Origin of the sequence: Enterococcus sp. AZ104, assembly GCF_050546705.1 — a bacterium.
GTDB lineage: Bacteria > Bacillota > Bacilli > Lactobacillales > Enterococcaceae > Enterococcus > Enterococcus faecalis.
Map to the genome: position 1 here is coordinate 1,441,523 of NZ_CP172952.1, position 13,775 is coordinate 1,455,297.

Below are 13,775 nucleotides of genomic sequence, written 5' to 3' on the forward strand. Positions count from 1 at the left end.
TTCATTCCTCTATTTCTTGAATTTGTTCAATATATTTTTTGATTTCACTATCTTTGGGATAAGTTTCTTGAACATACTGCTGTAGTTGTTCAAGATATTCTTTCCGTACAACATAGTTTGAATAAAGATGTAACTTTTTTTCGTATTCTTCTAAAATTTTTTCGGTTCGTTTAATGTTATCATAAACCGCTTGGCGACTAACCTCATATTCTTCCGCAATTTCTCCTAAAGAAAAGTCATCAGCATAGTAAAGCTCCATATAATTCATCTGCTTTTCCGTTAATAATGTCGAATAAAATTCAAATAACGCATTCATGCGGTTTGTTTTTTCCATTTCCATGAGCCGTGCTCCCATCTTCAATCCCTTATAGGTTACCGATTTCATAGGGAATAGTCAATCTTTTTTTACTAAGTTTTTACCTTTTAAAAAGAAATGTCCGCAAGTTGCCATGTTTCTTCAGAATAAACGGTCATTCCTTGTTGAATAAAATAAGCAGTTGCGACTCCAACTCCAGCTTTTTTAATGCCAGAAAATTGTCCATCATAAATCAGCTGGCTGCCACAGCTGGGACTTTTTTCTTTCAAAATCAAGGTTGTAATTTGTAGGGCATTTAATTTTTGATACGCGCGTTGTGCCCCTGCTTTAAATGCCTCAGTCACATCTTCCCCGTTATCCGTATATACATAAGCAGTATTCGCCCAAACATCAAAGCCATCCCCGCCAATGATTTCTGCTGGCGGACGTGGAATAGGCAACTCCCCTAAAACTTCGGGACAAATCATTATTGCTTTTCCATTAGTTACAAGTTGTTTTAACGCTTCTTGTTCTTGAGATTTTCCATCGTAACGGCAACAAATCCCACCTAAGCAACTACTAATACCAATCATTCGCTTCTCCTCATTTCATTTCTCTATTATACCATGAGTTGACTTTTCTCAAAAGTAGCATTCTCGCTTACTTTAAAGTACGTTCTTCCTCTAAAAATATGTTAAACTAACAATAGTGAAATATACACTTATTTTCAGAAATTTCTTGAAGGAGTTATGTAAATGAAAAAAGTTCTTGTCGTCGATGATGAACCATCGATTTTAACTTTGTTAACCTTTAATTTGGAAAAAGAAGGCTATCAGGTGACTACTTCCGAAGATGGTAAAAACGGCTTCGAATTAGCTTTGTCTAATCAATATGATTTTATAATTTTAGATGTAATGCTTCCTGGTATGGATGGCTTAGAAATTACCAAAGCACTTCGTCGAGAAAAAATTGACACGCCTATTTTGATTTTAACTGCCAAAGATGAACAAGTAGATAAAATCATCGGCTTAGAAATTGGGGCAGATGATTATTTAACAAAACCTTTTAGTCCCAGAGAAGTCCTAGCACGCATGAAAGCTATTTTTCGTCGTTCAAAACCTACCACGACCGAACCGCTTCAAGAGGACACACCTAAAGCTCCGCTTGTGATTGGCGAGATTCGTGTAGATGAACAAAATTATGAAGTCTTTGTGCGCAATCAGCCCATTGAGCTAACACCGAAAGAATTTGAATTACTCGTTTACTTCATGAAACGCAAAGATCGGGTCATTAATCGGGAAACCTTGTTGGAACGAATTTGGCAATATGACTTCGCTGGACAAAGTCGCATCGTCGATGTCCACATTAGTCATTTACGTGATAAAATCGAGCCCGATCCCAAACGGCCCGTTTACTTAGTAACTGTCCGTGGCTTTGGCTACCGTTTTCAGGAGCCAAAACGATGAAAAAGAGACTGCGGATTGAATATTTTTTAGTTGCGGCAGTCATGCTTTTATTATTTGTCGGGAGTATTGCAGCGACTAATTTTTTCTTTCAAAAAGAAATGGTTGCTCAGCAAGAAACCTATTTAAGAAGAAAAAATACCCTTTTAACAGACCAGTTGCCCCCTTCCATTTTCGAAAAAGGGCAACTGACAAACCAACAACAACTCCTTGTCACCCATGCGTTAGATGATGCAGAAGAACGGGTAACTTTGTTGCAAAAAAATGGTACCGTCTTTTTTGACAGCAGCCAAAATGAACCGCTAGAGTCGCACAAAAAACGACCTGAAATCGCTGCGGTTCTATCAGGAGCTGCCTATGGTTCAGCTTTACGAAAGAGTAAAACGTTAAATAAAGAACTTCTGTACGTTGCCACGCCTGTTTTAAAATCAGGAGAAATCGTTGGCATTATTCGGATTTCGGAACAAACCGCGCTATTTTCTAAAAATATTCAATCTTTTCGTCGCTATATTATCTTAACATTTGGCATCTTGTTCCTACTAATTACCTTGTTTATCTTTTTATTGTTACGGCAAAAAAATCAACCGCTAGTGACTGTCTTACCGATTCTGAAACGAATGCTTAAACATCCAGATGAAAATCGATCCATTATCCAGCAATCTTCTGAATGGAATGAACTTTACGAAACTATTAACCTACTGAGTCAACAAGTAAGTCAAACGTATAAAGCGTATACGTCTGCGGATGAGCAATTTCACGAACTTTTAGATGAGTTGATGATTGGTGTCTTTATCATTGATACGCAAGGACGGCTTCGTCTGTTGAACCCTAAAATGCAGGAAATGTTAGGACTCTCTGCTAAAAATATGCAAAGCAATTATCTCGAAGTGATTCAAGACGCCGATTTGATTCATTTAATCCATCAAGTCGTCGCTGAAAAAAACAGTTTACATCAAGAAATCACTGTGACACAAGGACCAACACCTTTACGATTAGATCTTTCTCTTCGTTACTTGGATGATCAAAGCGCCAATGATTATCAAGTGTTAGGAATTGCCTATGATTTAACGCGCGTTCGCCAACTAGAAAAAATGCAAAAAGATTTTGTATCAAACGTGTCTCATGAATTAAAAACGCCTGTCACTTCTCTTTTGGGCTTTACCGAGACACTCATAGATGGCGCCAAAGAAGATCCGGAAGTCCTTGATCAATTTTTGCACATCATGCAAAAAGATGCCCAGCGTCTGCAACAATTAATTCAAGAAATTTTAGAACTTTCTCGGGGCAGCGCGACAATTCCTTATGCAGAACAAGAAATTACTTTAGAAAAATTTATTACAGAAATTCTCGGTTCTTATCAACAACAATTGGCAGCAAAACAGCTGAAAACAGTCGTTCATGGTCTGCCAGAGAGCCAGTTTTTCACCAAATACGAATTGTTTTATCCAATCGTGAAGAATCTAATTGAAAATGCCATTCAGTATTCCCAAGAAAATGGACAGATTACTATTTCTTATGCTATTGAAAATCAGCAATTACGTTTATCTGTTCAAGATACTGGCATTGGCATTAGTCAAAAAGACCAAGAACGGATCTTTGAACGGTTCTATCGTGTCGATAAAGCACGTAGCCGTCATTCTGGTGGCACCGGTCTAGGTCTAGCTATTGTCCAAAATTACACAGAATTATTAGGCGGTAAAATCGCCATTGATAGCCACTTAGGCTTAGGGACCACTTTTACAATCACCTTACCTTTAACAAAAAAAGAAGCCTAAAAAAACTCAGCCAATCCTGTTTATTGGCTGAGTTTTTTTGTTTATTTTTCAGTTACTTTTCCATTTACATCACGTTCTACTTGCATGTCTGTGATGGCTAAATAACCTAAGTCTTTGACAATTGTTTTTTGAACATCATCGGTGACCATATAGTCTAAGAAGGCTTTTACTTCTTTATTAGGCTCCCCTTTTGTATACATATGTTCATAAGACCAGATTTTCCATGAATTGTCTTTCACGTGTTCTTCTTTTGGTTCAACACCATCAATGCTTAAGGCAACGGTGGAATCATCCATATAAGAAAAAGCTAAATAGCTGATTGCTCCTGGTGTTTGTTCAACAATTTTACGAACTGTTCCCGAAGAATCTTGTTCTTGTGATTGAACTGGTTTAGCTCCATCTAAGCCCCATTTTTCAAATGTTGCTCGGGTGCCACTTCCGTTTGCGCGGTTTATTACGACGATTTCTTGATCTTTGCCGCCCACTTCTTTCCAGTTTTTGACTTTGCCAGTAAAGACATCAATCAATTGTTGCTTCGTTAAATTCTTCACGCCGACTTCTTTGTTGACCACTGGTCCCATACCGACCACGGCCACCCGATGATCGACTAATTTAGAGGCATCCACGCCATCTTTCTCTTCGGCAAACACATCGGAATTTCCAATGGTCACTGCGCCATCTGCAACTTGCGAAAGTCCTGTTCCGCTGCCGCCACCTTGGACAGAAACTGTATAATTAGGATGTTCTTGTGTAAATTGATCTTTCGCAGCATCTACTAACGGTTGTAAAGCGGTGGAACCAACAGCGACAATTTTAACTGGTTTGTTACTATCCGCTTCGCTGGATTTTTCAGTTGTGCCTCCTTGAGCTCCGCACCCAGTTAATAATAACCCTAGACTCAGCATAGTTGCTGCAATTACACGTTTTTTCATCTTTGCACTTCCTTTTCAATTAGTTACAAGTTTAGTCTACCAAGACTCTGTTAATTCTGTTTCAATTAAATGTAAATAAAAGGTAAAGGTGTGTAAAGAATCTATAAAGGCTAGTGCGTTACGCGTTGGGTCGCCATGTAATGTGCAATTCGTTCCATGGCCGTTGTCAATTTATCCATATCGGACGCATAACTAATTCGGACGTATCCTTCTGCTTCTGGACCAAAAGAAATACCTGGAATCAACGCTACTGCTTCTTTTTGCGCTAAATCAATACAAAATTTCATAGAATCTTGTTCATAACCAGTAGGAATCTTAGCAAAAATATAAAAGGCGCCATTTGGACGTGCAACCTCAAACCCCAATTGAGTCATCTGTTCATAAACAAAATCGCGCCGTTTCCGATACTCTTCTTTCATAATTTCAGCATCATGCATTCCTTCGATTAAGGCACGAACAGCCGCTTTTTGAGACACTGTTGCAGCCGCAGTAACTAAATACTGATGAACTTTAATGATCTCCGCTGTTAAAATCGCTGGTGCAAAAATAAAGCCAATCCGCCAGCCTGTCATGGCATGTGATTTCGACAAACCGTTAATTAAAATCGTTTGGTCACGTAACATTTCAGCAATCGAAACATGACTCTCATCATAAGTTAACTCACTATAAATTTCATCACTAATCACAAAAATGTCGTATTTTTTTAGAACATCAGCAATTGCTTGCAACTCTTGGCGGTTATAGGTAACACCAGTTGGGTTGCTAGGATAATTTAAAATAATTGCTTTGACTTGTTCCCCATGCTCGGCCATTGCCGCTTCAATCATTTCAGGGGTCAAGACAAAATCGTTGTCTCGTGTATCCAAATATACCGGTTCCGCCCCCGCCAATGTAATAATTGGTTCATACCCTGGGTAAATAGGTGCTGGCAATAGCACTTTGTCACCTTGTTCTAAAATTGCTAATAACGAAGCTGAAATCGCTTCTGTTGCTCCAACTGTTACTAAAATTTCTGTCGCAGGCTGGTAAGTCAAATGGTACTTTTCTTTCATAAAATAAGCGGCTGCTTCACGGACATCTAATAAACCAGACATCCCTGTATAATGAGAAAAATTCGCATCAATTGCTTCTTTGGCTGCTTTTTTGACATGCTCAGGTGTGTTAAAATCTGGCTCTCCTAGCGTTAATTTTAAAATACCTTCAATTCCTGAGACTTGTTCGTCAAATTGACGAATTAAAGAAACAGCAATTTTATTTACTTGACGATTAAAACGATTGGTTAAATCCATTTAGCTTCACTCCTTCAGTTGACGTTATAGTAGCACAAATTGACCGTAAAATGAATGATTTTCTCATTGTTTCGCTAGATTTTTATTATAAATATCTCAAAAAAACGACAGAGAAGAAAATAGGAGAACTTTGTCCTTTTCAACAAAGTTCTCCTATTTATTTATTTTTCGAAACGCCATGTCCGAATTTCAAACGGACGTAATGGTGCATCAACTTCTATCGCTGGTGTCAACGGTTCTTCTAATACATTTGTTAAACAAGTCGCTGGTTGTGTCTCTTTGTGAAGTTCACAAGGAATATTTTGCGCTGTTAGATTAAAGCCACGAACGACTAAATGATTTGTTTGCTCTTGACGTTTAACGGCTGTCCAACCAATTGGTCCTTCTGCCGTTGTCAAGTAGACATGGTTCGGTGCTAGTTTACCTTCATGACGCGCAGTAGTAGCTGCAGTAAAAGAAATTTGTGCACTATAGGCTTGTTGATACGTAGCAAAGCGTTCTTCTGGTTTTCCATGCAATGACAAACCATATTTAAAGGTATATTCTCCTTGGCATTGTGCTTCTGGTGTCGCAAAATAGCCCCAATCACCTAGTTCGCCAACACAACGAATTAATGTGACCGCAATGGTTCCATCTGCTAAGACTTCATACTCATTTAAGCCTTCATTGAAGATAGTCACGCCTTTGTTTTGGTCATGAACATTCACAAACGCTTGTTGGTGCTGCGGGTTTGTTGGATTTTCCCATGTGTCGCTTACTTGATTTGGTCGTGTCACGACTTCATAAATACTATCCGCTTCGTGTGTTTCTGTGACCATGCCAATTGGGAAAAGCACGCGTAAACGATGATCTTTGATTTGATTATTAATGGTTGTTTCAAAGAACAATTGGTTACTTTCTTTGATCATTGTAACCACTGTCGTTATTTCGAACGGGCGAAGCGTCGTTGAACGTTGTGCATGGCGTTCTCTAAACTCACGAACAGCCTTTTGTTCTTCTTCTAATCGTTCATCTGCTGAAACTGGTAACATGACGGTTTGTTTAATTTGATAACTTGCTTTTACAGGGGAATTTTCTTTATTCGTGATTTCAGCCGTTACATTTTCGGTTGTAATTCCTTGGTCTTCGGTCGGTTTGAAAAAGATATATTCATTCCCAATGTCGCCAGTATCTTCAAATGTTAACAATTTTGAAAATGTTTCTCCTGTTTTTTTGTCAGCAATGGTTAAGCTACCATTGTTTTCAATTTTCACTTGAATAAATTCGTTTTCCATTTCATTTGTTGCTGGTTGAGCCAAAAGACTTCCTTCAAAAGCTTTCGTTTCTCCTTGAATCAATGCAAAGCTATCCCAAGAGAATGGCGCCATTTCTTTGACAGATAATTCGACCGTTAAGTATTTGGCCATGTACGGTTGACGGAAAGCATCTTTAGGTAAATCGTAACCAAAACGAACATCTTCTTTGACAATACGGCTTGCAACGGCTTTTCCAGTTGGATCAATCACTTGATAATCTGGGGTGGCTTTTTGTTTTAATTCATGATAAAGATCTTCCGGTTTTCCTGTATAAAATGGCAATCGTTCAATCTCCACTTCCACAGTGACAACCTCCGTTTTCTGATAGCCACTAGTATTAAATAAAACAAACGGGTGCGCTTTTTCTGGGAAAACACTTGTATCAATTGCTTCTGTTAATTGTCGTGTTGCTTCATCTGCTAAGAAATGCCCGACATCATTGGCATTTTCAAAGCGAGTCATCATGCCTCGGTGAACCTCGTCGACAGAACAGCCACAAATACTATCGTGCGGATGGTTTTGAAGTAAAGTTTTCCAAGCATAATCAAATTGGTCATGTGGGTAGTCGCCAGTTACTTCGTAAGCCATCGCTGCTAAAGGTTCTGCGATATTTTCTAATTGGCGTTGGACTTTTGTGTTCCACTGTTTTAAATAGACGCGAGCAGAAGAAGTATTGGCTAATGTGTACCAGCCATCCGTTTCTTGACTCGTTAATTCGCCTGTTACTGTTCCTAAATCTTCTGGCAACTCCTCTTGAACAGCTTTCAAATAGTCATCGAAATTGGAATGAATAAATTCATATTCTGGGAATAGTTCATTGGCTAAAGCGATGGCCTTAGTAATATCTCTTTGTACAGGTTGGTGGTCGACCCCATTCATCATCAATAAATGGTTTGTGGAAGCGTAACGTTCCACATCAGCCAATTTTTGTTTCCAAAAAGCGATTGCCGCTTCTTTTTCTGAAGGAATTTCGTTCCCGTTACTATACCAGTTCGCAAAAAGCAAGCCGAAAATTTTCGTTTGGTCAGGACCTTCCCACCACATTTCAGAATATTGTGAGCTATAGTCGCTTTCTAAGACTTGATTATCAAAGCCAATCGGTTTCACCCCACGTCCAAAGGCAGCCGCAGGCAGATTTGCTAATTGCATCATTTGAGGCGTTTGACCCATGTTACCAAATGTATCCGGGAAGTAACCTAATTGAACTGGTGCTCCCCATTTTTGACTTTCTAAATGCCCAATCAGCATGTTTCGAACATTGGATTCAGAGCTAATTAAAAAGTCATCTTGTAAAATATAAAATGGTCCGATTTTTAGTTTGCCTGCTTGGACAGCTTTTTTTACAGCTTCTTTTTTCTCTGGGCGAACTTGTAAATAGTCGTCTAAGATAATCGTTTGTCCATCTAAATGGAAACTGTTAAACTCTGGATCATTTTCAATTAAATCTAATACATTATCCACTAATTCAATTAAGCGCATATGATGTTCTTCATAAGGAAGATACCATTCACGATCCCAATGACTATGGGAAACAATATAGACTTTTTTCTTTGTCATCACTTTTCCTCCTATTTTTCCACTCGGATGTCAAAATAATCCATAACTAATTCACAAAACATCATATTAGCCCATGAAAACCATTCTCTTGTATAATTTTCAGGATTATCTACGTCAAAACCTTCATGCATCAAATGAGTCCCCGCATCTGTGGCAACTAATAAATCTAAAATTCGTTCTTTTTCAGCTTTATCTTTGGTTGTCATTCCTTCCATTGCTAAAGCAATCGGCCACACGTAATTTTCTGGTGTATGCGAGCTACCAATCCCTTTCGCGTATTTGCCTTCATAGAAGTAAGGATTTTCTTTACTTAATAAGGTTTGACGCGTTGTTAAATATTGTTCATCCTCTGTTGAACAATAACCCAGATAAGGGGCTGCTACTAAATTGGGAACATTACTGTCATCCATCACGCTAGCATTGCCTAAGCCATCCACTTCATACGCATAAATCGTTTCGTTATTTTGATTTTTTGTTCGTCCAAATGTTTGAATGCCTTCTTCAATCTCTTCTTGTAATTTTTTAGCAATCGCCACAATCGTAGCATCTTCTAAAACATCAGAGAAAATTTCTTGAATATAGCCTAAAATTACGACTGCAAACATGTTAGAAGGAACTAAGTAACCATATTGGCAGGCATCATCACTAGGACGGAAGCCTGACCATGTCATCCCTGTTTTGCCAACTGGTGTTCCTTTCCCTGCTTCAACCAACGTATCTTCTTGACGCCACGTATCTCGTTCAAATAAATAAGGTGACTGTGCGTGATCTTGTTCTGTTGTGAAAACGTTGAGAATTTTTTTAACGCCTTCCACAAAATCTGAATTAAATTGTTCGGTCATCCCAGTATTTTTATAAAGTAAATAGGCTAATTGGACCGGGTAACATAATGAATCAATTTCATATTTCCGTTCCCAAATCCAGCCATTCATTTCGGTCTTATCAGTTTGATGGCCTGCATGATTATCTGTTTCATTAAACGCATTGGCATAAGGATCAATGCAAATATAACGAAACTGGCGTTTAACCAAACCAGCAATCATTTGAGCAAGGTCTTCGTCTTCTTTCGCAATCACTAAATAGGGACGAACTTGTGCTGTTGAGTCTCTCAACCACATTGCTGGAATATCGCCTGTTAATAAAAAGGTAGTACCATCTTCTTGACGTTTCACTGTTGTTAGTAAAGTATTGGCAAAGGCCGCCTGAAAGTTTTTTGCCCAATCTTGATGTGCTTCACCGCATTTTTCTGTAATTTTCTCCATAAATGTTGCTACGGATTTTGGAACTTCTGTATAAACCATTCTCGTCACCTCTTAAATTTGATATATCATTTCACAATTGAATTATAGCGTTTACATTTCACTTTGTCTAGTGATTTCGATCATTTTTTTCATTTTAAAACCAATTAATTTATGGTAAACTATAAATAAGATATATCTTATTGTGAGGTGAAATGAATGAAGCAACCATTATATCAACAAATTATTGATTATTTACAAAATGAAATTGATTCAGGGCGATTGCCTGTTGGAGCGCAAGTGCCTACCGAAAAAGAATTATCGGCTCAGTTTAACGTCAGTAGAATTACGTCCAAACGAGCGCTAACTGAGTTGGAAACGCAAGGCGTAATCCAACGTCACCAAGGAAAAGGAAGTTTTGTTCAAGCACCAAAGCATCCTCTTCATACCTCTTTAAATAAAGTTCTTTTTTTATTGCCTTTTGCAGACGATTTATCAGTAGGAAATTTCTATAGCGGTTTGGCCCCTACTATTCAAGCAGCTGGTTTAGAAGTCTTTATGACCTCGCCTAATTTTTTGAGAGAGAAAAATGCTGCGGACATTGTGAATGAGTTTGCCGGGCTTGTCTATTATGCTGCTACTAGTAATGACTACCTCGACTTACTGTTCGAGTTGGCTTTGATGAATTTTCCAGTCGTTGTCTTGGATAAAAAGATTCATGATTTACCTTTTGCAACCATTCAATCAGACAACTTTGCTGGTGGTAAAACAGCAACCGAACGCTTAATTGGCTTAGGACATACAAAAATTGGATATATCCTTTCAGGAAGTCCGGCCCTACAATCCGTTCGGCAACGTTATTTAGGTTATCTCCAAGCTTTAAAAGAAGCCAATCTGGCGTTCCATACAGCAATCACGGAAACCAATCTCTTAGATGAACACAACTTTAAACAGTATTTTGAGGCGCACCAACTCACAGCCGTGGTCTGCGATAATGACTTCAGCGCGTTACATTGTTTACGAAACTGTAAAAACCTAGGTATTCATGTGCCAGAAGAATTATCGATTATTGGTTTTGACGATATTCAAGCAGCAGCATTTGTCGAACCGCCATTAACAACCATGGCGCAAGACTTTAAAGAAATGGGAAAACTAGCTGGTGAAGTGTTATTACAAACGATGCAACAAGATCTTCAAATCATAGAAGACATTCAAGTGCCTGTCACATTAATTGAAAGAGAAACCATTTCTACTGTTTCAAAATGAGCCAAAAAAGAAGAGCGTGGGACAAAAATCACTTTGGATTTTTGCTCCACGCTCAAAAACTAATAAACGGCGGGAACAGAAGCAACTCCTTCGGAAATAAGCCGAAATTCTCCAAAAATTAAAGAACAATTTTCGGAAATTCCTTCTTATTTCTCGGAGTTAAACACTTCTGTCCCGACCTCTTCTTTTTATTCCTTAGTGCTAAACGTTTTGGTATCTACCTCTTTTTTAAACAACGCTTTTAGTTCTTTGATAAAGTAGCGACCAATCGGACTGATTTCCCGATTTTTGGGAAAGAGTAAACAAATACGATTTTCCAAGGCTGGCGCCAATGGTACTAACCGAATTTCTTTCTTCGTAAAACCCGTTACGACACCTGAACCAGAAGCATAAGCATTGGTTTCTACCAACAAATTCATTAAAGTTCCACGATCCGTAGTATGAATGACCGATTCCTGTTCAGGAATTTCAACTAAATCTTCAGAAAAATAGGAAAAATTGCTTCCTTCTTGATTAAAGCGAACTTGTGGATAGGGAACTAATTCCTCTAAATGAATTTCTTTTTGCTTGGCTAAAGGATGATGATTTCCTAAAAAAATGTGTGTATTAAAAGTACTAATTACCTCGTAGGCTAGATTAGCTTGTTCTAAATACCGTTCAATACTGACACTATTTTGTTCATTTAAATAAATAATCCCCAACTCACTGTGAAATCCTTTGACGTCTTCAATTACTTTTAAGGTCGTGGTTTCAAAGACACGAAAATCTTTATATTGATCCCCATACTTTTTAAGAACTTTGGCAATTACCTCACCTAAAAAATCGTAATGTTGCGAAGAGATGGAGAATCGTTCGCTGGTCACTGTCTCGCGATAGCGATTTTCCAATAACTCCATTTGAACTAAGACTTTCTCTGCTTGTTCTAAAAAAACCATTCCTTCTTCTGTTAAAAAAGCGCCCTTATTGGTACGTAAAAAGAGGGAAATCCCTAGTTCTTCTTCTAATTCTCGAATACTATTTGACAAGCTAGGTTGTGTAATAAATAGTTTTTTGGCTGCTTCCCGAAAACTCCCATTGTTAGCTATGGCAGCAACATACTTCATTTGTTGAATATTCAACACTTTTTCCTCCACACACTAATCATTTGAAAAATAAATCTTACGCCCATTCAACGGCTGAAGGGGCCGATTGTTAAAGGCCAACATACCTTCCTTGATCTTATTTAAAAAGGCTTGATCCATTTTTTGAATGGTATCAAATACAAACCATTTCACTGGACCCTTAGTTGGCGGTGTTGTTAACGAGCCTACATAATGGTAGTGTAGACGCTCCTCTGGTAAAAAGATTGACGGATTAAACCATTGTTGGTGCGTGCCGTTTTCCCAGTCCATCGGATGATTCGCTTCTGAAAAACGATTTTCTTCCTCTGTGATGGTAAACAGGCAACCGACAACTAAATTTTCGCCAGCATCGTTCATATGAACCAAATGGAATTCTAGCGGATACTGCTTTCCCGATAGCAAATGTTCGCTAGGCATATGAAAATGAATATCGGTTAAATGATACGCAACATTTTCAAACATTACGTAACTTTCCGTATTTGGTGGTACAAAATGAAACGTATTTTTGAATTCCTTTTCAGTGAATTCTTCTTTTTTATAATAAAACGTAATCTGAGAATTTACTGTCTCAGCACTTTCTTTTTCTAAAGCAATTGGCGATTGATAAGCAAACTTAGCACCTTCTGCAAACCAGTCACATAGCGTATGCCAATGTTCTGGTCCATCGTTGCCTGTATAGCTCCATTCAACGTCCATATTTTTTATTTTTTTCATACACTCTTCCTTCATTTCCACATAGTAATCAGGTAAAACTCATGTTAAAACTCTATCCTAACATCTTTTCTACGTCAAACAAAAGAACTTAGATCATTACGCTCCTCGGCAAATGACCTAAGTTCTCCTACCGTTAAATCTGGTTACTGAAAATGACACTAAAAATCAGACGACAAGAACTATCTTTAGTTCAACGGTTATTTGCCCCAGTTTTCAGGATCTTTTTTCCATTCTTGTAATAAGGTAACATCTTTTTCTTCGATATAATTTGCTTCTAATGCAGCATCAATTAAAGTTGAATAATTGGTTAACGTTAGTAACGTCATCTGTTTATCTGCAAAATTTGCCGTTCCTTTGGGTAACTCATAAGTGAAGATTGCCGCAACGCCTAAAACCGTTGCTCCTTCACGTTCCGCCGCTTCTGCCGCTTCTAACACGCTACCGCCGGTTGAAATTAAATCTTCGATAACTACCATTTTTTGTCCTTCAGAAATTCGGCCTTCAATTTGATTCCCTTTGCCGTGATCTTTGGCTTTACTGCGGATATAAACCATTGGTAATCCTAAAATATCAGCTACCCATGCCGCATGTGGAATCCCTGCGGTAGCTGTCCCAGCAATCACTTCGACTTCTGGGAAAGTCTCTTTAATTTTTGCCGCTAAGCCTTCTGCAATTTCTTTACGCACAGCAGGATAACTCATCGTGATACGGTTATCACAATAAATCGGGCTTTTTATGCCACTAGCCCAAGTAAAAGGCTCATTAGGGTTTAAAAATACCGCTTCAATATCTAATAAATCTTTGGCAATCTTTTTTGCTACTTTTGTCAT

The 13,775-nt window shown here is 38.3% G+C and carries 12 protein-coding genes; 3 read left to right on the forward strand and 9 right to left on the reverse strand.

Annotation, left to right across the window (positions count from 1 at the left end):
* Position 1 precedes the first annotated feature (1 nt).
* Positions 2 to 340, reverse strand: coding sequence for a putative DNA-binding protein (locus IGJ37_RS07000; RefSeq protein WP_002357429.1), 339 nt, complete (start codon positions 338 to 340; stop codon positions 2 to 4).
* 83 nt (positions 341 to 423) lie between these two features.
* Positions 424 to 888 (reverse strand): DUF523 domain-containing protein, encoded by a 465-nt coding sequence (locus IGJ37_RS07005; protein ID WP_430598883.1) that lies wholly within the window; start codon positions 886 to 888, stop codon positions 424 to 426.
* A gap of 162 nt (positions 889 to 1,050) precedes the next feature.
* Here IGJ37_RS07005 and IGJ37_RS07010 point away from each other — a divergent pair, with 162 nt between their 5' ends.
* Both IGJ37_RS07010 and pnpS read left to right on the forward strand, forming a co-directional pair.
* A complete protein-coding gene (locus tag IGJ37_RS07010) occupies positions 1,051 to 1,761 on the forward strand; it encodes a response regulator transcription factor (RefSeq protein WP_116593112.1) in 711 nt (236 codons plus the stop codon).
* Positions 1,758 to 3,533, forward strand: coding sequence for a two-component system histidine kinase PnpS (gene pnpS, locus IGJ37_RS07015; RefSeq protein ID WP_252671088.1), 1,776 nt, complete (start codon positions 1,758 to 1,760; stop codon positions 3,531 to 3,533). The genes IGJ37_RS07010 and pnpS overlap by 4 nt, the downstream gene beginning before the upstream one ends.
* A 41-nt stretch (positions 3,534 to 3,574) precedes the next feature.
* Here pnpS and IGJ37_RS07020 read toward each other — a convergent pair whose 3' ends face one another.
* The 4 genes from IGJ37_RS07020 to IGJ37_RS07035 form a co-directional block, all read right to left on the reverse strand.
* Positions 3,575 to 4,465, reverse strand: coding sequence for a phosphate ABC transporter substrate-binding protein PstS family protein (locus IGJ37_RS07020; protein WP_002357425.1), 891 nt, complete (start codon positions 4,463 to 4,465; stop codon positions 3,575 to 3,577).
* 110 nt (positions 4,466 to 4,575) lie between these two features.
* Positions 4,576 to 5,754, reverse strand: a complete 1,179-nt coding sequence (locus IGJ37_RS07025; RefSeq protein ID WP_002365726.1) for a pyridoxal phosphate-dependent aminotransferase — start codon at positions 5,752 to 5,754, stop codon at positions 4,576 to 4,578.
* 161 nt (positions 5,755 to 5,915) lie between these two features.
* Complete coding sequence (locus tag IGJ37_RS07030) at positions 5,916 to 8,606, reverse strand: alpha-mannosidase (protein WP_252671089.1); 2,691 nt, start codon at positions 8,604 to 8,606, stop codon at positions 5,916 to 5,918.
* A gap of 11 nt (positions 8,607 to 8,617) precedes the next feature.
* Positions 8,618 to 9,907 (reverse strand): glycoside hydrolase family 125 protein, encoded by a 1,290-nt coding sequence (locus IGJ37_RS07035; protein WP_002377286.1) that lies wholly within the window; start codon positions 9,905 to 9,907, stop codon positions 8,618 to 8,620.
* Positions 9,908 to 10,063: 156 nt separating this feature from the next.
* On the opposite strand from IGJ37_RS07035, the gene IGJ37_RS07040 reads away from it, so the two are divergent.
* Positions 10,064 to 11,110 (forward strand): GntR family transcriptional regulator, encoded by a 1,047-nt coding sequence (locus IGJ37_RS07040; RefSeq protein WP_002374726.1) that lies wholly within the window; start codon positions 10,064 to 10,066, stop codon positions 11,108 to 11,110.
* Between the two features lie 188 nt (positions 11,111 to 11,298).
* On the opposite strand, the gene IGJ37_RS07045 is transcribed toward IGJ37_RS07040, so the two are convergent.
* The 3 genes from IGJ37_RS07045 to pyrE form a co-directional block, all read right to left on the reverse strand.
* Positions 11,299 to 12,228 carry a LysR family transcriptional regulator gene (locus tag IGJ37_RS07045; protein ID WP_002361904.1) on the reverse strand — a complete coding sequence of 310 codons (930 nt, stop codon included), beginning with the start codon at positions 12,226 to 12,228 and terminating at the stop codon, positions 11,299 to 11,301.
* A gap of 18 nt (positions 12,229 to 12,246) precedes the next feature.
* Entirely contained in the window at positions 12,247 to 12,960 is a 714-nt protein-coding gene (locus tag IGJ37_RS07050) for a carbonic anhydrase (RefSeq protein WP_370684186.1), read from the reverse strand.
* A 182-nt stretch (positions 12,961 to 13,142) separates the two neighbouring features.
* Complete coding sequence (gene pyrE / locus IGJ37_RS07055) at positions 13,143 to 13,775, reverse strand: orotate phosphoribosyltransferase (RefSeq protein ID WP_002357418.1); 633 nt, start codon at positions 13,773 to 13,775, stop codon at positions 13,143 to 13,145.